We start from the raw sequence: 20,347 nt of genomic DNA, 5'->3' as shown, positions 1-20,347 counted from the left end.
TTAATCATCACACCCACATTCATTGCAACAACCATAATCGCAATTTTCACAGGGTGAGTCACCTAAACAGGAATCGTCGCAACCGCAACAGTTCTCTCCACCTTCACAAAAAACATCATCATCACAACCGCATGATGGAGCAAATGCCCTCCAAAAAGGTAAATCTTTCATCTGACTAATTACAGCTTCCATAAAAACTCCTTTCTTTAAAAATGTTTATATATTATTTATCCAATGCAATCATCAAAAAATTGAGTTTGCATTTCTTTTTTTATCAATTGATTAGGGGCATTATATGGCTTCCCATTTATAAATTCGAAAAGTAATAACTTAATAAAACTACGTACAAAATGACAGTATGATATTTTTTGCTTTTCAGTAAACATTTCTTGTTGGAAGTAGCATCCTCCTCCACAGTGCCAACGTGCAAAGCAATTTTGGCAACGTGGGTTTAAAATAGATGTTTGAGAAATGAGTTGACTTGCTTTATCCATGTCTAATTTTACTTTACCGTTTTCAATCCATCCATATTCACTGGATTCATACAAACTCTCATTAGGAGAGGATGCTCGATGGCAAATCGTAAAATGTGCATTCGGTGTTAAGCATAATTCTCCACTGCAAAAACGCATACGCATATTTTCAAAGCTTTTACTTATTGAACATATTAATTCTATTTCATATTGATGGCATTTGTGCTTAGCCTGAAAAAAATTAGAAATAAAATCATTATAAAAGGAAATAGTTGTCTCTTCATCTGTTACTGGTTCAAAATGTAATTTTCGGACATGAGGATAATGTGAATGCACAAATTCAACCATTTGCTCCATTAAATGTACATTTTGTTTAGTTATGGTAGAACGTAAACTAGGAGATATTCCTTTATTATTAAGTAATAAGATATTAGTATGTACTTTTTTGAATTGTCCTCGTTGTTGATTCTGTATTTCCGGCAAAATATCGAAAGAAATATTGACAGAACAATTATATGATTTTAATATATCTATAATAGTTGATGTTATTAAAGAACCATTTGTTGTTATGCCTATTTTGATTTTTATATGGCACTCGTTGGATCTATTTTTTATATATTTCATGCATTGTTGTACTAACTCCCAAGATAATAAAGGTTCTCCACCTCCAAGAAAAGTTATGCGTATATATTTTCTTTTAATCTCTTGTGCCTTTTCAATGCAATAATCTATAGCCGATTTAATACTTTCATAAGTGATTTCTTTATTTGAACGTCCCATCGCTGAATAACAATAACTACAGTGAAAGTTACATTTGAAATTAGGTAATATTACCAAATCACAAAATCTTGAAATGTTTGGAAACCATTTCAATGTATCTATAACAGGCTTGGCTTCCAGCCAAGATATCGCTTGCAGGCTTTTTTCAGAAACTGGCATTACTTTTGAAGAGGTCATATGGCTTACTATTTCTTCCATTGCTCTTTGGTTTGCCATAAAGGCTGCGGATCGTAAAGGGGAATATACTATATATGTATCGGTGTCATAGACAACCTTATAGGTATTATCAATCATAGAATTAATCAGATTACAAAATTTAGTCTTTAAATAATGTTCGCAATGTAATGTTTTTCTTTGTATAAAGAGAAAAATACTCACTATTTATTTCATTTTTGTTGGGTTAACGCAAATTTTGAACGTCTGACTGGTAACAAAGTAATTTAAGTTTCTGATCAGTTCCTTTTCCAATAAGAATTTTCCTGGTTTGAATTTTACGCTTGTACGTGGAGTGATCAGACAAGGGCTACCTGTTTTGGGATTGCGTGCCGGTCTTTCAGACTGTTGCTAGAGAGAGATAGTGCCGAAGCTGGGTCTACTGAATGTCTTCGTTCTGAAGCAAGGTGTCTCCAATGATCTCGAAAGCATTCAGGTATTTTTGTGAAGCAATATGGGTAATATATTGTTCTGAACGTTTGTCATAACAAAATGATAGTCTTCCCAAAACTTGGTATATTCTTTTTTAGAGCCGAGCAGATAGGCACCCGTGAAATTGCAGCCTGAAGATATATCGGGCGAAAACGAGTTTCCGCCGCCATGTGTGGTATTATTATTAAAGATAAAAAACTCCAAAATAATGTTTGCAAGGTACAATTAGCGCGAAAAGATAAAAGATGCTTTTTCGGACGGTAAGACTAAATAACACTTCATAAGCCAACGGTAACACAGTTTCTCATTGTAACTCCTTTCCTTTGCAATGAGAAACTAATAAAATCGATGGATATGAAACGAATACTTTACTACATGATGTTTTTGCTGGTTACTGGTAATGGGATGTTGATCGCTCAAAATACGATTCACGGAAAGGTAACCGATATGGATAATGTTCCGGTAGATGGCGTAGCTGTCGTACTTCAGACATTGGATTCTGTTTATGTAGATGCTGTGGTGACCGATAGTCTTGGACAGTTTAACCTGAATCGGGCAGCAGATCAGGCTTACCGGCTTCTTTTCCAACATCTCTTATACGAACCTTTCCAGCAGGAGATTTCACAGGCGGATGCCGGAACAATTCGTTTGACAGCTAAAGATTATGAGCTGGACGGAGTGGTGGTAAAAGCCGAACGCCCGAAGGTCAAAGTGGAGAATGGCGCATTGAAATACGATGTTCCGCAACTGATGAAAGATAAATCAGTCAGTAATGCTTTTGAAGTCGTGAAGCAATTGCCCGGAATTATCGGAGGATCCGACGAGATACAATTGTTGGGAGCCGGGGCGCCACAGATTGTTTTGAACGGACAACTTACAACTATGTCGCTCGACCAGCTTATCACACTTCTGAAGAGTGTTCCCTCTTCACGGGTAAAGAATGTGGAAGTGATGTATAATGCTCCGGCTAAATACAATATCCGGGGAGCTTTGATTAACGTCGTGCTGGATAGCGGAGTTACTGACGGTACCGCCTTGCAGGGTGAAGTAGGAGCTGATTATCTTCAGAAGCATTACGCTGCAGGTAAGGCGCATGCTAATTTGTTATACACCACTTCGAATCTGAATATCGATTTCCTGATGACCGGAGGTAAAGGACGTGGGTTTGTGGGGGAGGATATCATGGCCCGTCATACGCTTAAAGATAAAGTGACTGAGATCAACCAGACCGGACGTGGAAACAGTAATATTATGAATGGAGATATGCGGTTGGGCATGGACTATACATTTAAAAATAAAGATAAACTCTCTGCTACTTATTATCTGGGAGGTAGCAATACCAAAACACATCGTTCTGCAGAAACGTCTTTTCTGACTCCGGAGCAGTCGTTTTCTACCGATCAGCGTTTCAGTAGTACGAATGGGGATGACGATGCGACATTGCATAATGTTCGTTTTCAATACGACAGTCATAGCGGTTTAATGGCAGGGGTTGATTTTACTAAGTATCGTTCGCCTTCTTTCCAACATTTCCTGGAAAAACGTGATGAGGAAACATTGACGGATATGAATAATAATTCCCGTCAAAATATTTCACAATGGGCACTATTTGCCAACCATACACACACTTTTGCTACCGGGTGGACACTGAATTACGGTGTCCACGGTGGCTACACCTCTTCCAAAACGTATAATGATTATCTATATAATAAAGGTAATGGGTATGAACTTGATCCGGAATCGCTTGAAAATAATTTACAGAAAGAATATACCGGGAATGTCTTTCTGGAAGCGTCTAAAAATTTTGGAGATCATTTCTCTGCAACTGTATCTGTAAAAGGGGAGTATTTTAAATCGGATTATACTTCGAATGGAAAGAAGTCGACTCTTTGGAATGACTGGACTTTCTTCCCGAATGCATCGTTAACCTATACATTTACTCCACAGCATATAATGCAACTGAATGTGAACAGCGATAAAACCTATCCTTCTTACTGGGATATAACGCCACAGTCTACACCTATGAATTCTTATTCGGAAATTGTAGGAAATCCGGCTCTGAAACCCTATTGTTCATATGAAGGACAGTTACTTTATATTTTTAAACAGAAGTATACCTTTATGGTTTTCGCGCAGTACGAACCGGATTACTTTGCCCAGTTGCCATATCAAAGTTCTACGGAGCTGAAAAATGTGTTCCGTTATGAGAATATGGATTATAATTTAACGGCAGGAATAGGGGCTGTTATTCCGTTCCGTATTGGTGAGTTCATGAATAGCCAGTTTACGGCACAGGGAATCAGGATGCGTCAGAAACTGGATCATTTCAATGATATTTCTTTTGATAACAGTAAATATCTGGGACAATTCTTTCTGAATAATACGTTCACGCTATCCAAATCGCGTCCGAACCTGAAGCTGGATTTGAATGGTTATTATATAACAGGTGCAGTGCAGGGTATTTACGACCTGGGTTCCGTATATAATGTTTCAGCCGGTTTGAAATGGCAGTTTGCTAATGATAAAGCGACGGTTCTCTTGAAGTGCGATAATATCTTCCGAAGCAATCTTCCGAAAAAGGTAGAGATCAATCAGGCAAACCAATATAGCCGTTTGACGAAGATTGACGATACACGTTGTGTGACGGTTTCCTTTATCTGGAAGTTCGGTGGTTATAAGAGCAAACAACATGATAAGGTAGATACTTCCCGGTTTGGAAAATAAAAGGAATAGTTTGATTAATATTCCGGTGTCTGATGAATATGCATAGTCCTGTATTTTAAGCTTTGTGTAAAATGTGATTGATTTTAGCATTTATTTTATAGTTTTGTAAGTGAATAAATTAGAACCATTTTAATCTTATGCAAATGACAGGCTTGAAGGCATCTCTCTTATTATTTATTTTTCTTTCTTGTTTTTCCTGTAAAAACAGAAATACCGGAAATACATTGGAAGGAGAAGGGCAATCTACGTTGTCAGTATCTGTGCCGGACTTCAATTCAGATAGTGCTTATACTTATGTAGCAGCTCAGGTTGATTTTGGACCCCGTGTTCCGAATACGGAAGCACATCTGCATTGTGGAGATTATTTGGTGGATGCCCTGAAACGTTTTGGAGCAGCCGTGCATGTACAGGAAGCAAAACTTACTGCATATAATGGAGACCGTCTGAATGCCCGCAACATTATTGGTTCATATAATCCGGAGAACTCCCGGCGAATACTTCTTTTTGCCCATTGAGATACCCGTCCGTATGCAGATCACGATCCCGATCCTGCTAAATGGCGTGTCCCTATTGACGGTGCGGATGACGGAGCCAGTGGAGTAGGTGTCTTGTTGGAGATTTGTCGTCAGTTGGGTATGAGTAATCCGGGTGTCGGTATCGATGTCATATTTTTCGATGCGGAAGATTATGGGACACCCCGTTTTATTACAGCTAATAGTCCGAGAGAAAGCTGGTGCTTGGGGTCGCAATATTGGGCAGCTAATCCTCACGTAATAAATTATCGGGCGGAATATGGTATCTTGCTGGATATGGTGGGTAGTCGTAATGCGTCATTCTTTAAAGAAATGACATCTATGGAATCGGCTCCTCAGATAGTGGAAAAGGTTTGGGGTGCGGCACGTGATCTCGGATATGGTAAGTTCTTTATTAATGAAGAAGGTGGTGGTGTACTGGATGATCATACCTTTGTTATAGAAGGACGTAATATACCGTGTATCGATATTATAAATAATGATCCGGAAAGCTCTCACAGCTTTGGCTCTTACTGGCATACACATGCTGATAATCTGGATAATATAGATCTCAATACATTGAAGGCGGTTGGTCAGACAGTTCTTGAGGTGGTTTATAAAGCAGGAGAAAAATAATAAAAAAGCGTAGATCGATAAATTCCGGTCTACGCTTTTTATTTTATCTGGGTACGATTTCAAAAGGAACCCTGATTGATACGCCCTGTTTCATCAGATTCATCAAATTGGGGTACATCCGTTCTTTGAACGAATCCCAGCTGCGATACTCCATTTGCGTCCATCCGGCTTCTGCCAGAGCCAGCCCGCGCGGATAAGTCATATAGGTTACCCGGTTGATATCTTTTATCGCTTCTCCCCATAATGTGCCGGAGATACCCAGGATATGTGCCTGTTGTGCTGTCGGAAGTCCGTAACCCGGATCGAATTGATAACAGGTTTCCAGTGTGGTAACAGGCATTCCCCAATTATTAAATTCCGGAAGGTCGCCTTTGAACTGAGGATAATCCAGGTAGGTGTATTCACCCGGAGCCATGATTAGCGAGTTGCCGTGTTTGGCTGTCAGTTCAATACATTTAGGAGTAAGTCCGGCACGCCAGGTTATCAGTGTGGCATCTTTGGGATAGTCAAACAGATATTCATTGGCCGGCATACGGATATTGTCCAACTCGCACCATAAAACCGGTTCTTTTCCGTATTTGCGGACAGAGGCCAGTATCTTATCGAAGAAATAATTCATCAACTGCGATTCCTTGGTATAGCCTAACTGCTTCATTAATGACTGACAACGGTCGCATTTCGTCCAGTTCTTTTCGATAACGGCTTCGTCGCCTCCCAGGTGTATTTTGGAGGAAGGGAAAAGTTCGGCTATCTCTTTGATGACATCGTCGTATACGGTATATACCTTGTCGTTATTGGCACAAAGCATCAGGTCGACCGTCTTACCCATGATTTTTTGAATCGTATCGGTATGGGTACAGCCGAGTTCCGGATAAGTGGCCAGTACGGCAACCGTATGTCCTGGTATATCCAGTTCCGGGATGATCTCTACGTTCCTGTCGGCTGCATATTGGATAAGGTCTTTCAGTTGTTGCTGGGTATAATAGCCGTTATCCGGTCCGTTAGGTCCGGTTTGGGGATTACGGAAGGCACCGGTTTCAGTCAATCCCGGATGCTTCTTTATTTCGACACGCCAACCCTGATCATCTGTCAGGTGAAGTTGCAGTACATTATATTTGTATTTAGCCATCTGATCGATGTAGAATTTTACATCTTCGACAGGAAGGAAGTGACGGGCCGGATCGAGCATAAGGGCACGGTAGCCGAAACGAGGTTCGTCGTCGATACGAATGGGGGCGATCTGTTTATTTGCCGTGTTACAAACATCTCCCAATAATATTTGATCCAACGTCTTTAATCCGTAGAAGAGAGCATCTTGTGTGGCTCCTTTGATGGAGACTTTATTCTCCGATATATCGAGAATATAATGTTCTTTCCCTTTTATTCCGGGGTCTGTCGATAATTCGATCAGGGAGTTTCCACTGGCGGTAAAACCTCCCATAATCGCTGGTTGGCCAACTCTATTCCTTAATATACGCTGCAACTCGAACAAACAAAAAGCCTGTTTCGGTAAATTTGTTTTTACGGTTGTCTGCGGAGTGATAGTGAAATTTTTCTTGCCTGTAACCTGTTCGATGTGATTGGGCAAAGGCAATAATGCGGATGTGTTACTTTGCCCGAATGAGCAGGCCGCTGTTAATAGAAACAGAGATACGAGTTTGAGTTTTTTAGTACTAAAGATCATAAGTGTTAGATTTTATTGTTTGTAAAAAATCATTGTGCGGCAAATATACATACAAGATTTAAATTTGAATGAATTGAGAGGAGAGATATTGTTATTTGGATAGGTATTATGCAATTCGCCTAAAAACGGAATAAATTGGTCTTTCAACTTTATTTTACCTTTTAAACTAAATAAGTCTCAAAAATGTTTTTAACTTAGAAGCGATAATCATTAAATCGAAATGATCATGGGAGCAAAGATGAATTTTGTATTGGATACGAACGTTATCTAGCGAAAATACAAAATTTAATTATCTAACAACTCGTTCATCATTAATGAAATATATTAATTATAGTGTTTTGAATATCAATAAAATAACGCTAATTTTTCTAAATAATTACACTTCTTATTTACAAAATGGAAAGATGTCTCCAGCATCTGTATATATTTATATGACTAATTTTAAAGCTTCTATAAATAAAATAAGAGCTAAATATAATAACCTTGAAATAGGAGTAGTCGTAATTCCATATAATCTATTTGAGAGATATAAGATGCCTCCTTTGCCAATATCAAAGAAAAGAGCTTTACCTTCTGAATTGATTAAAGCAATAGCCAATATACCTGATGATCCATATTATAATGACCCACCAAGAAGTCTTATAAATTTCATCAGAGACATGTTTATGCTATCTTTCTATACGAGAGGTACAAACACTATAACAAACTACGCTTTTCTGAATATCGTCCTGATGACTCAAAGTTCTTGTATATGTGAGGAAAGAGGTAACAAAATATGGGTCGGAAAGTTTGATGAATCGAAAAAAGAGCAGGTTGATGAGTGGTATTGTAAAGTATGATATTAGATATGGGAAAGAGGAAAATTTGCAACTTAACAATGTGCGTGTAAGTGAAGTAACTGATTACTGGTGAGGATTTTTTCATGCTTATATCTTCATCTTGACTACTGATTCCTTGACAACTGCCAGGGTTATCTAAGAATATCGTTGGGGCATGAGATAGGGTATAAGGTATCCTTTTTTCCTCCTAATAGAGGAAGTTTATAAAAGAATAAGAAAATAAAGATGAAAAGGTTTGAAAATGTATTTATTATTTTTACTTTTGCTGATATGAAGAAGATGTTTGTCACTTTGATTTTATTCTTCTCCCCAGTATTGTTAACCGCACAAAAATACGCTGCAACACTGGAGCAACTTCAGTATGCTATCGATACTTCCATTAAAGCAGCTGATAATATAAATGAAGCCGGAGAGTATTGGATTGGTATAGAAGAAAGTCTATCTCTTAACCGGGATCAATCTAGCATGACCAACACCCAGATCTTCAGGATTGTTTATGTGATGAGAAAATTAGTGGCTGAATCTGAAACGTATATTGACAAGGTTGATGATTACCTTGATAAAGCTATTTCCGAGACTTAGCAGGTTTTAGTGAGTCGGAGTATGCTCATCTGGACAAAAGGAGCTCAGAAAAGCCCTAGATGAGCTTTATTCTGCCAGGTTGAACTTTGGATACGCTGAGAATGAAACTGATTTCAAAGAAATTTTGAAGTATCTGGATCAGGCTGTAAAAGATATGAGGACTGGAGGTAATAGGGTGGTTGATGTGATGGAGTGGATCAAATGTTCGGCTAGTTGGTTGAAGTAAAATTTAATTAGTAATTATGTATTATGGAAGAATTAACAGTATTTGTTTCTTATTCTTGGGAGGATATGTATTATGTAGATAGAATATGTAGCGATCTCAAAGCTTTGGGTTTTAAAGTTATTAGAGATAAAGATCGTATTGGTTTTACCCAGTCTATTTCTGAATATATGAAGCGTATACGAATTGAAAAGTTTGTGCTTTTAATAATCAGTGATAATTTTCTACAATCGCCTGGTTGTATGAAAGAAATAGTTGAATTGAAAAAAGATGATTATAGATGGAATGTTTTATTACCAATACTCATAAAAGATACTGATATTTTTAGTGATAATAGGTTGAAGTATTTAGAATTTTGGGAAAATAAAATAGCATCCAAGGAGCAACGCTTACGAAATGTAGATCCTTGTAACGGTGCACTTGAATGGAAAGATCTCCAGATAGAAAGAACTATAACCCAGGATATAACAGACTTTTTATTTGAATTGAAGGATCATTTATTGTGTTTCCCAGAAGATTTATGGTCAACTAAATATAAAGCTATTATTGAAAAAACTGATCTGAAAAATTTCTTGAATACTCCTTCTGAGATAAAAAGGATTAGTAATAAAGAATTGAGTGTGATTCTAAATAATCATTTGAAGTATATTCAAGGGTATGGTAAACCTGCTGATTTGAGTTATTATTATTTGGTAAATAAAACTTTGGTAGGAAGAGACATTTTACTTTGTGGTATAAATTTTCAAGGGACTATTTTGAGATCAGCTAACTTAATAGAGGCCGATTTAACAGGATGTAACCTACGAGTTGCTGATTTAAGAGGTGCCAATATGAAATATGCAAATGTTTGTGATGCTGATTTAAGGGGGGCTAATTTATGTGGAATAAAGTATGATGGAATGAAGTTGAGAGGAGCTGATTTCTCATTAGCTATTATGGATGATAAATTTAGAAAGTATGTTGAGGAACATGTAAATTAATAAATTGTTTATAATGATTTGAATAGATCTTTAAAGTTAGTTTTCCTGTTATCGATATACTTGTAGTCATTTGGATGTTCTTTTTACGTTCATACTCTATATTCTGCATTTCATCGTGCTATATTTGTTGTCTGCAAATTAAGTTTTGTTGATTTCTGTATCTTTGATATCTTGTAAAATAATTAACCCCATTTGCTTATGAACGCAGAAAAACAGTATGGAAAATCCTCTTCTAGAACAATTTAGCTAAAATAAGAAAATGGAAGGTTGAAGTTTGTTAATAATAGACTAGGAATTATGAAGAAAAAAGTGTCGGTGATGAGACATTAGTAATAATAATCTTAAAATATACGAGTATGTACACGGACATACAATCTAAAAAAGGTACATCAAGAACGATTCAGCAAGCAAAAAATACGAATGGGCAGTTGTTTCAGATGAAAGATAACCGGAAGAATATGATACAACTTATGTATGATAAAACGGCATACTTAGAATATGAATCTACACCTGACGGAATGGGTAGGGCAAAGACAGTGCATGCCTATATAAAACGAAATGGTTCTGCAAATTTAGATGGTGGTAGCCCCTCTGTTGAGCCTGTAGGATGGAGATGGCTACAGCGTACATTCGGTGATCTTAGTGGGAAATGGGTAAGATTCCACATCTTAAACCAATATATGGGTGGTCATGGTGATGATGAGGCAAACTTGATACCCACTACACACCATGTAAACCAGAGTGCACTGTGGAGAGATTTAGAAGAATATATGAAATACGATAGCCAGGTAGAAGATTTAGTGTTTAATGCCGAAGTATTGGGATATTATTCGATACCTGTTGAAGAACCGGGTTTTCCGAAAGGAATTAATGTCAATCTATATGCCAAAGAAACGGGACAATTAATACATTGCTATAGCGAGCGTTTTTCTTTGCCTAAAGGACTTGTGGAAACTGATATTCAAGACTTGATGAATGTTCATTCAACTATGCACGAAATGCAACAACCGAATCTGCCGGAGAATTATCCAATGAGGGAGGGCAAGGTGAAGAAAAGACCCTGGTCGGTTGTGGAGGACGGATTTTTATTTAATGCTGTGAGAAGTTATGGCGAGGGAAATTGGTCTGTCATTGCTCTTATTGTGGGTAACAGGTCGAGATCTGAGTGCTTCGAAAGATGGAGTAGACATCTAAATCCCAGGATAAGTAAAAGCCCATGGATGCCAGCCGAAGATGAAGTTTTAAAACAACTTGTTGGGCTGTATGGTGATAAGAATTGGACTCTAATTGCAAATAAAATGGGGAATCGTACTGATTGTCAATGCAGATATCGCTATAGAGTACTTGTAAGGAACGCAACAAATCCACTACCTGCACATCCACGGTTTGTTACAATGCCGCCACAGGCTCCGCTATTTATATTTCCACAGTTTGTTATGAAGCTGCCTCTTATTGCACCACCGCAATAAAAAGCATATTCAATGGAGGCTGCAGATATTTATGTTTTGCTATATTAGCTTTGCCGAAAACTTGTATACATAGACAGTTGCCTTACGGCAAGAACTATTTTTCTTTTATCCAATAATTTTTATAATTAATCCATATTTTTGCATTCCTGCTTGAGTATAAATATAGAACGAAGAGAATGTTTACGCTTATGTATTTTGTTCCATAAAAGATTTTCGATAACTTGCTACTGTTTATCAGCTGGGTCGGTGCAATATTCCATTGCTTTACTTTGTAAATATGCTTTGGCAGTTGTACTATCTTCGCAGAGTTTAGCTTTGACAAATTGTTGCAAATGATTACAATGATAAGCTCTATACGTGATAATTGTATTTGTTGAAGCTTTGCTTATTTGTTTTGGTTAGTGTTAGTCTCTTGCCACACTTGCGGATCTAGCATTTGAATCATAATAAATGATTATATTAAGGTGTGGAAAGTGTTTGCTAAAAGATAAATTCATACCTTTACATTATTTAAAAAAACACTTTAATAAATTGCTTATATGACTGTTTGTACAAATTCTGTTGTTCATTATACTAATGATAATATACACACTGGTTTATCTGGACTTGATATTTTACAGAAGATTATAAGTGAGGGGTTTATTGCAAAATGTTGTATGGAGACGATATTTCACAATGAATACGAAACTTCTTTTTTTGTTCCTGAAATATCTTTTTGTGATATACCTCTTACTTTGATATCTGAGCATACCCAATCGTATGGCCCTTACGCAATAGGTCTTTCCAAACAATGGGCTAGAGCCATGAAGTTAAATCCAGTAAATTATTTAACTGAAAATTCATTATTGAAAGCTGGCTTATATGACATGATCCCTTTAATCGCAAAAGTAGCTAATAGCCTTAAAGGAGAAACAAAATATGATATGTTAGATATATTATATCACGCAAATACTATATTGCATTACATAAAACATGAGAGTGGTCCCTTATATAGAAAGGGGAAATTAGTTTATGAAAGATATGATTATTACAAAGAAAGAGAATGGAGATATGTAGTAGATTCAGACGATTTTATTTTAAATATTTTTACACCCGATAAAAATGATTTAATAACACAGCGTAATGAGATTTTGAAAGAAGAAAAATATCGTTTACGATTTAGCATTGATGATATTACCTATATATTAGTAAATAAAGAATCTGAAATACCAACGATGATCAAATTTGTTAGAAGGTACTTTAAAGACAAATGCTTACCTGATAAAATTGATTTGTTACTTACTAAAATTATGTCTTTAGAAAGAATCAAATCGGATTTTTAAAAGAATAAAAATGAGTTAGTTAATGATTTAATAATCCAGAATTCAAGATTTAATGAATTATTTTTTTTTCATTTTATCAACTCATAGAATATATAGTAAGCATTCGGTGAACCTTGTATTCTTACTATAAACCTTTATCTATACTTTTGCAGTGTTATTTTGATATCTCTGGGAAACTTGCAAAGATAGAGGGTGTAGACTATAGAAGAAGGAAGGAGTTCACCGAATACTTACAAATAGAAAATAGTTATATTAAGAGGATGTCAGTATGTTAAAAGATTTCCAGTCCTTAGTAGAGTATGTAAAAGCAAAAAGTGTCAGTAAATATTTATTGATACTATTTACTAATACTAAGTTTGGTTTATATTATTATATTTATTATTTGATATTCTAATTCTGAGATAACGTTTTATGTATTATAGATTATCCCAAAATTCAAGACTTTGCTGATCCATATCCAGATCATCATTATAATATGGGTTATTATATATATCGCTATCTGTCTGACTATCGATGCTGTATTTGTTTGTCTCGTATAGTGTTTTACTATATTCAATATATATACGTTGTTTTTCTTTTAAAAAATCATGTTTCGCAAAGTTATATACTATGGTGTCTGAGTAACAATAAGTTGATAGATCAAACAAGATATCGAATGAAACACAAAAATGGACAATGGATCTTATACAAAAAGTTAGATATTGTAGATCTATACTTTTTATTTGTGATATACTCATACCATTATATTTTCCCCACCTAATAATAGTAGAATCGTAATATATTTTAGTGCGAACTGTTCCTTTTGTTATATCAGACATTTCATCTATAGGAATATTATTCTTAATTACATTTGTATAATCAGCAATACTTTCATCTATAAAAGGCTGATATATACGCTTAAAATCATTAATTCCTTTTGTCATCATTAAAGAATATAAATAATTCCTTTTTTCAATTGTCGAAAAAAAAGAATATTCTTCTAGGTTTAGATCATTTATTATTTTTTTGACATCATCAACAATGTTGATAATATCATCATACTGTTGGTTCTCAAAATATTTATCAATACATGAGTGAATAGTGTTATCTAGACTGTAATCCATATTTTTAATAATTAATATTTACAAATGTATTAATTTATCTTGTAAGTTATACTTATAAAATAATGAAAGAAATTTATTTTAAAAATAATAAATAGAAATAAAATGAGACTTGAGATTTAGATCCCAGAAAATTTTCTGGAAAGTGTATTGTTTTTTTTATATATAGGAGATGATGTATTTAAATGAATCATAATCTGTTAGGCAATCTTTGTGGATATGTTTTTAATTGTTGCCTAACTCTTTTAAACGCACTCAGGAACAGTCTGGAGGAAGTGGGTATAAACCATCAGTTTTGAATAGGAGAGAAGCCTTAAAAACAGGACTTGAAATTAAGGGCCGGCAACATGTATGGAATCCGCTACGCAAAGAGGGTACATCCCTTTATTTTTATTGCTCCTTATTAAATTAATCTTTGTTTGCTGATTATTTCTATATGCTATGTTTCTTTGTACCAGTTTGTTTGTGTCGTTCCAGTTACTTTTTTTCTTTTAATATGTACGCGTATGTTATTCTTATTGTCGCTTAGTTCTTTTTTTAGTTCTTCCTTTAGTTTATCAAATAGCCTATTATACTCATTCGGGTTATCTAATATTGATATAGTAAGATCATCCTAGAAAATCTTAATGTTCTCTCAGATGATGAAATAAATTGTGTTTATAATATTATGATAAAGAAACAATGAATTACTTAGATAAGGCCATACAAATAGCAACAAAGGCTCCTGCTAACCAAGTAAACAAAGCTGGGAAACCATATATACTTCATCTTTTAAGGGTGATGTTTAAAATGGATACTGAGTCTGAGATGATTATTGCTGTATTACATGATATAATGAAAGATTGTAAGGGGATCACGGCGTATTATTTGAAAAAAGAAGGTTTTGTAGAAGATATAGTAAACACGTTAATTGTACTTAACAGACATAATTATATAGATTATGAGGCCTATATTTGTGAAGTTGCTAAGAATCTTGTTGCCCGTAAAGTGAAGATGGCGGACATAATGGACAATATTAATGTACTTCGACTTGATACAGTGGATGAAAAGGATCTTCAGAGGAGCAAGAAGTATCATTGGGCATATAACTATTTAAAAATAAATTACTGAGATCTGGTTTCAAGTAAAGTTTTTCTCAAAGAAAATGGTGATTGATATGAGATAAGTTTCAGTACCTTAATTGTAAGGATGATTGACAATATAGGAAATTGGATATGAATGAAAGAGGAGAGTACTGTAAAGACTTTTTATTGACTCATGTTCCAACTGAATGGATCACAGAAGTCCTGCAAGATATTTTAAGTAAGTTAAGCAAGCCTATTATATTAAATACTCTTACGTTTCCGGTTGAACAATATGCGAATTAAGTAGCGAGCAATCCGGTTCTGGGGAAATAGACGTTGTTTGATAATCAGACTAGGGGTATTATTGAGAGAGGGTACTAGAAATAGTATCCTCTTTTTATTCGATTCATTATAACCTAAAAAAGATTTTGTTTTGAACATTGCTAGTTCATATAAAAATGTATCTTTGTGATGAAGTCATATGATGAGAAAAGAGTTTTGAATTTTATATGGAGTGTTTGCCGAAAAGTAACCGAAGTGGCAATTTGGAGGGGTTTCGGTAAACAGGATAAAAGTTAAGACGCTGATAATCAATAATCATTAAATCGAAATGATCATGGGAGCAAAGAAGAATTTTGTATTGGATACGAACGTTATCTTGCATGACTACAAGTGTATCGAAAATTTTCAGGAGAATGATATCTATCTTCCTATCGTCGTGTTGGAAGAGTTGGATAAGTTTAAAAAGGGGAGCGACCAGATTAATTATAACGCCCGTGAATTTGTACGCGAGTTGGATCTGATAACCAGCAATGATCTCTTCCTGAAAGGTGCTTCGTTGGGAGCAGGTTTAGGAACATTACATGTGGTAACCGGCGATAAGTATCAGGAAAAGATTGCATTGTCTTTCCCGGAAAAGACACCGGATCACCGGATTTTATCCTGTACACTTTCCGTTGCGGAAAAGAATCCGAAAGTACAGACTATCCTGGTAACGAAGGATGTCAATCTTCGTATGAAAGCCCGTGCTTTGGGTATTCAGGTGGAAGACTATATCACCGATAAAGTGGTCAATGTCGACATCTTTGAACGGGCACAGGATACCTATGAAAATATTGATCCTGACCTGATCGACAAGATCTATTCGACACCCGAAGGACTCGATGCGGATCTGTTTGAATTTAAGTCGAAACTGGAGCCGAACGAATGCTTTATATTAAAGAGTATACGTGCTTCTGTTTTAGCTCGTTATAATCCGTTTACAGGGAAGATAAAGAAGGTGGAAAAGAGTTCGAATTATGGGATACAACCCCGTAATGCGGAGCAGAGTTTCGCTTTTGAAATATTGAATGATCCGGATGTTAAGCTGGTTGGACTGACAGGTAAAGCCGGAACCGGAAAGACGTTGCTGGCCTTGGCTGCTGCCCTTAAACAGGCTGGGTTATACAAACAGATTTTATTGGCTCGTCCGATCGTTGCATTGGCGAACAAAGATATCGGATTCCTGCCGGGTGACGAGAAGCAGAAAGTGGCTCCTTATATGCAGCCTTTGTTCGATAACCTGAATGTAATTAAGAACCAGTTTGCTCCGGGAAGCCAGGATGTTCGTAAGATAGATGATCTGCAGAAGAATAACCAGCTGGTTATTGAGGCTTTGGCTTTTATCCGTGGCCGTAGTTTGTCAGAAACATTCTGTATCATCGATGAAGCACAGAACCTGACACCGCACGAGATCAAGACGATCATCACCCGTGCCGGAGAAGGAACGAAAATGGTCTTTACCGGTGATATCCAGCAGATCGACTCGCCGTATCTGGATGCCCAGAGTAATGGTCTGGCCTATATGGTGGATAAGATGAAAGGGCAGGAGTTGTTTGCCCATATCAATCTAATCAAAGGCGAACGAAGCCAGTTGTCGGAGTTAGCTTCCGATCTGTTATAAATCGATGATTGTAATATTATAAAAAGAGGCCGGGCTTTTTAATAAGTCCGGCCTTACTGTTTATTAAATCCTGTGCTTTATCAGGAAATCTATTCGGTTAACACCTGGGGCAGGTAGATGGTCAGAACATCCATAATAATTTTGTATCTTGATATGCTGAATTATAGCAGTTTTACTATCTTTGCAATAACGGAACATAAAATACTGAAGTATGAGCTATGATATAAAAGACAAGCTGGAATGGACGGTTATCTTCGTTTTGGAGTTCGGACGGAAGTATGGGCTGACGATGAAGCAGGCATTTAATTACCTGAGCCGTTTCAAAGGAATTGACTTTATAGATCGTCATTATGGGTATGTACACACACAGTCATTTGCTTCAATGGTAGATGATATAGCAGAATATTGCCATCGGCACGGAGGAGCATTGATATGAAACTATATCATGGCACAAACAAGGATTTTGACAAGATAGACTTGTTGAAATCGAAACCCAACAAGGACTTCGGGCGTGGCTTTTATCTTTCGGCAGATTATGAGCAAGCTTTGAACATGGCACGAGTGAAGGTGGAGCAATTAGAGACAGGTAGTCCGATGGTGCTGACATACGAAATAGCTGATGATGCTTGGGATGATTTACATATGCTCTATTTCGAGGATTATTCGGAAGAATGGGCTAAGTTTATCCTTCTGAACCGTAACAATTCTACAGATTTACCTGCGCACGAATATGATGTGGTGATTGGTCCAATTGCCAATGACCGGGTAGGAGTACAGTTATGGAAGTATGAGAATCGTTCGATAGACTTACCTACGCTGGTACGTAACCTACAATACATGAAAGGTGTAACCATACAATATTTCTTCGGTACGGAACGTGCCATAAAATTATTGCAACGATTATGAGCGAAAAGACGGATATGAAAGCAGATATGGTAAAGAACCTGGCCTTATTGTTAATCGAGCAAAATAATGAATTAACAATGGAACAGGCTCTTTCCGATGTATTTAATTCGGACACCTATCAGAGAGTGATGGATGAGAGAACTCATCTCTATTACCAAAGTCCGAAATATGTCTTTGCCTTTTTGGATGAAGAGTTGAAAAAGGGCAAACTTTCATGATGAAGGATGTTTTATTTTAACATTGCACTTTATCAGGAAATCTATTTATTATCCATTTCTTTATAAGCCTCGATCAATTTTTTGATCACAACAGCTTCCGATATATCCTGTTGGTATGTTTCCGGCTTATAATAACTTTCCAGAAAACGATCGGCACCTGACCATACGGTTTCGATAATACCCTGGAAACGGTTACTCATTTGAGGGCCGGATTGCTGACGGAAACGTTTCATGTCGTCCAGTTGTTTGAGGGCAACTTCCGGTTTACGCCAGGGGCAGGTGGCAACGTCGAATCCCTTCATGGCAAAATATACGGCAGTCTGTTCCGGACGCTCGTAATGCCAATCGCATATGAAAACCTCTTTGGGAATAAGGTCTATTGCACGGTAGGTGTTATTCATGCTGGCTTCCCAGGCACCGATACCGGTCGTTTTTCCATCAATCAGCCGGTCGCCCCAAATCATTAACCGCTTGCCTTGCTGTGCCAGATGATTTTGTATTTTAGTCACTTCTCCTGCATATAATTCGGCTTTATCCCGACCGCTGCAACGAGGGCATTTATCATCGCCGATATAGAAAACTTCATCCATGCCGGCATGAAACAGATTGGTTTCGAAAACGTCTGTCAGTTCGTCGACCAGAGCAAATACAATTTTATGTACATCGGGATGGAGCGGACAATAGCTTTTGCAGTATAAACCATCCGGATTAGGCCATCCTGTATAGTTCTTAGTGTCTACATGAGGCGTTTCATCAAATTCCGGATACACCCGAAGCAGGGCATAAGTAGTTTCTGCCCATGACTGATGACCGAGCAAATTTATTTGTGGAGCTATCCGTATGTTATGTTTCCGGCAGGTGGTGACAATCCGTTTTACGTCCTGAAGCGTAAGCGGGTTGGGATCATTTAATTCCGGATGCGATTGGTAGTCGTAATTCCAGTCTACCCTCAGAATAAGCAGATTGAAATGTCCGGGAGCCAGTTCTTCTTCTATAAATTTCAGGAAAAGATCCATTTTCTGTACAGAAGGGGCTGCTATTGCCAGACCTCGGGTGGGGATAATGCTGTCTAGCGGGGCTGTGCCCGTTTGAGCCAAAATACTATTGGTTGTCATACAGACCAGGAGGCATAAAATGGCGATGAAGTGTTTCATGGTGTTTAAGTATTAAATTTGTTGGTACGAATATAATCAAATAAATTGGATTTCAAACCTTTTTGTCTTAATAAATGAAGTGTTGTATAAGGTTGATATTCATAGAGATATAATACCTCAAAAAAAGACCGGTCTTTTGATTTTAAAAGTCCAGTCTTTTCTCTTTAAAAGTCCTGTCTTAACATTTGTAAAGTCCTATGCTTTTTTCAGAGAGGGTATTTTCTTAAATTTTTTATCATCCTCCCTTTGTATTTATTATATATAATATTTATTCTATATTAAAGAGAGCTGCAACCACCGCTGTAATCATTACTGATCGTAACTTTGCCATATATCTTGCAAATCAATGTTTTTGCGAAGTGACTTTTACGGGACTTAGGGTGGGACACTTCGGATGATAAATAATTAACGAATAAAAGTGATAATTTGTAAGTTCTGTAGGCTTACAAATTATTAGTTGTCCACCTCCATCCGCATAATATAATCATTCATATAATACCCATTACCAATATGGAAATCGCGTGTTGCATGTTCATGGAACCCCATATGCTTATAAAAACCGAGAGCCGGGTTTTCGCGGTTTACATTCAGCTCGACAGTAAATGGTCCCGGATGGATACTTTTCAGGTAAGCAACACCCTGTTCGATGATAAAACGTCCGATACCCGAACCATGCAAAGAGGGGAGTGAATAGATTTTCTGGAACTCGTACAGGTCTTTTTCAACCGTTTCGATAGAGAGATAACCCGAAGGCTCGCCGTCTTTGTATATGATGAAGAACTCGTGATGAAGTTCATTCATTTGATTGAGAATACTTTCCGGGGCATACATCATCTCGAACATGTAGTCGAGCTGCTCACGGGAGAGGATAGAGCCATAAGTAGGCTCCCATATTTGAGATGCCAAGTTTCTGATTAACAGGACATCATCTGTTGTCGTTTTTCTAATTGAGAACATATTTTGCGAATTTTAGACGAGCAAAATTAAAAATTAATTTATAGCGTTTTATTTTTTAGCTTGATTTTACATTTATTTCAATGTTTATTCACAGAAAAGAATAACTTTGTAGGCGTTTAATATTAGGGAAAAATACA

At 36.7% G+C, this 20,347-nt stretch carries 16 protein-coding genes and 2 pseudogenes; 12 read left to right on the top strand and 6 right to left on the bottom strand.

The annotated features are described in order from the left end of the window. Positions 1-227: 227 nt before the first annotated feature. Positions 228-1,451: a radical SAM protein gene (locus BQ7394_RS11780; RefSeq protein ID WP_161951793.1), complete on the bottom strand. Its 1,224-nt coding sequence runs from the start codon at positions 1,449-1,451 to the stop codon at positions 228-230. 183 nt (positions 1,452-1,634) lie between these two features. After that, positions 1,635-1,814: pseudogene (locus tag BQ7394_RS26635) on the bottom strand (HU family DNA-binding protein); the annotation flags it as partial. 438 nt (positions 1,815-2,252) lie between these two features. Here BQ7394_RS26635 and BQ7394_RS11770 point away from each other — a divergent pair. Together BQ7394_RS11770 and BQ7394_RS11765 are read left to right on the top strand one after the other, a co-directional pair. Next, positions 2,253-4,622 carry an outer membrane beta-barrel family protein gene (locus BQ7394_RS11770; RefSeq protein WP_075559997.1) on the top strand — a complete coding sequence of 790 codons (2,370 nt, stop codon included), beginning with the start codon at positions 2,253-2,255 and terminating at the stop codon, positions 4,620-4,622. A gap of 143 nt (positions 4,623-4,765) precedes the next feature. Beyond that, a pseudogene (locus tag BQ7394_RS11765) lies at positions 4,766-5,770 on the top strand (M28 family peptidase). A gap of 43 nt (positions 5,771-5,813) precedes the next feature. Here BQ7394_RS11765 and BQ7394_RS11760 read toward each other — a convergent pair. Next, positions 5,814-7,454, bottom strand: a complete 1,641-nt coding sequence (locus BQ7394_RS11760; RefSeq protein WP_075557612.1) for a beta-N-acetylhexosaminidase — start codon at positions 7,452-7,454, stop codon at positions 5,814-5,816. Between the two features lie 245 nt (positions 7,455-7,699). Here BQ7394_RS11760 and BQ7394_RS11755 point away from each other — a divergent pair, with 245 nt between their 5' ends. From BQ7394_RS11755 to BQ7394_RS11735, 5 genes are all read left to right on the top strand, one after another. Beyond that, the gene (locus tag BQ7394_RS11755) at positions 7,700-8,293 is read left to right on the top strand and encodes a phage integrase SAM-like domain-containing protein (RefSeq protein WP_161951792.1); all 594 of its coding nucleotides are present in this window, start codon (positions 7,700-7,702) and stop codon (positions 8,291-8,293) included. 225 nt (positions 8,294-8,518) lie between these two features. Then, the gene (locus BQ7394_RS11750; RefSeq protein ID WP_075557610.1) at positions 8,519-8,875 is read left to right on the top strand and encodes a hypothetical protein; all 357 of its coding nucleotides are present in this window, start codon (positions 8,519-8,521) and stop codon (positions 8,873-8,875) included. Positions 8,876-9,124: 249 nt separating this feature from the next. After that, entirely contained in the window at positions 9,125-10,078 is a 954-nt protein-coding gene (locus BQ7394_RS11745) for a TIR domain-containing protein (RefSeq protein WP_210436532.1), read from the top strand. 356 nt (positions 10,079-10,434) lie between these two features. Further along, positions 10,435-11,547 (top strand): SANT/Myb-like DNA-binding domain-containing protein, encoded by a 1,113-nt coding sequence (locus BQ7394_RS11740; protein ID WP_075557608.1) that lies wholly within the window; start codon positions 10,435-10,437, stop codon positions 11,545-11,547. A gap of 539 nt (positions 11,548-12,086) precedes the next feature. Then, entirely contained in the window at positions 12,087-12,869 is a 783-nt protein-coding gene (locus BQ7394_RS11735) for an abortive infection system antitoxin AbiGi family protein (protein WP_075557607.1), read from the top strand. Positions 12,870-13,285: 416 nt separating this feature from the next. Here the strand turns inward: BQ7394_RS11735 and BQ7394_RS11730 are convergent, their stop codons facing one another. Continuing rightward, complete coding sequence (locus BQ7394_RS11730) at positions 13,286-13,972, bottom strand: hypothetical protein (RefSeq protein WP_075557606.1); 687 nt, start codon at positions 13,970-13,972, stop codon at positions 13,286-13,288. Positions 13,973-14,650: 678 nt separating this feature from the next. Here BQ7394_RS11730 and BQ7394_RS11725 point away from each other — a divergent pair. The 5 genes from BQ7394_RS11725 (at position 14,651) to BQ7394_RS11705 (ending at position 18,099) form a co-directional block, all read left to right on the top strand. Then, positions 14,651-15,079, top strand: coding sequence for an HD domain-containing protein (locus tag BQ7394_RS11725; protein ID WP_075557605.1), 429 nt, complete (start codon positions 14,651-14,653; stop codon positions 15,077-15,079). Positions 15,080-15,649: 570 nt separating this feature from the next. After that, positions 15,650-16,975, top strand: coding sequence for a PhoH family protein (locus BQ7394_RS11720; protein WP_075559996.1), 1,326 nt, complete (start codon positions 15,650-15,652; stop codon positions 16,973-16,975). Positions 16,976-17,186: 211 nt separating this feature from the next. After that, entirely contained in the window at positions 17,187-17,411 is a 225-nt protein-coding gene (locus tag BQ7394_RS11715; protein ID WP_075557604.1) for a DUF3791 domain-containing protein, read from the top strand. After that, the gene (locus BQ7394_RS11710) at positions 17,408-17,881 is read left to right on the top strand and encodes a DUF3990 domain-containing protein (protein ID WP_075557603.1); all 474 of its coding nucleotides are present in this window, start codon (positions 17,408-17,410) and stop codon (positions 17,879-17,881) included. Before BQ7394_RS11715 ends, BQ7394_RS11710 begins: the two co-directional genes overlap by 4 nt. Continuing rightward, the gene (locus BQ7394_RS11705) at positions 17,878-18,099 is read left to right on the top strand and encodes a hypothetical protein (protein ID WP_075557602.1); all 222 of its coding nucleotides are present in this window, start codon (positions 17,878-17,880) and stop codon (positions 18,097-18,099) included. Before BQ7394_RS11710 ends, BQ7394_RS11705 begins: the two co-directional genes overlap by 4 nt. 41 nt (positions 18,100-18,140) lie before the next feature. Here the strand turns inward: BQ7394_RS11705 and BQ7394_RS11700 are convergent, their stop codons facing one another. Both BQ7394_RS11700 and BQ7394_RS11695 read right to left on the bottom strand, forming a co-directional pair. After that, complete coding sequence (locus BQ7394_RS11700; RefSeq protein ID WP_075557601.1) at positions 18,141-19,253, bottom strand: family 20 glycosylhydrolase; 1,113 nt, start codon at positions 19,251-19,253, stop codon at positions 18,141-18,143. A gap of 453 nt (positions 19,254-19,706) precedes the next feature. Further along, positions 19,707-20,210, bottom strand: a complete 504-nt coding sequence (locus tag BQ7394_RS11695) for a GNAT family N-acetyltransferase (RefSeq protein WP_075557600.1) — start codon at positions 20,208-20,210, stop codon at positions 19,707-19,709. Positions 20,211-20,347 lie beyond the last annotated feature (137 nt).

The organism is Parabacteroides timonensis (assembly GCF_900128505.1).
In the GTDB taxonomy this organism is placed as follows: domain Bacteria; phylum Bacteroidota; class Bacteroidia; order Bacteroidales; family Tannerellaceae; genus Parabacteroides; species Parabacteroides timonensis.
The sequence above is the reverse complement of the archived record's forward strand: the minus strand, read 5'-3'. Positions and strand labels throughout refer to the sequence as shown.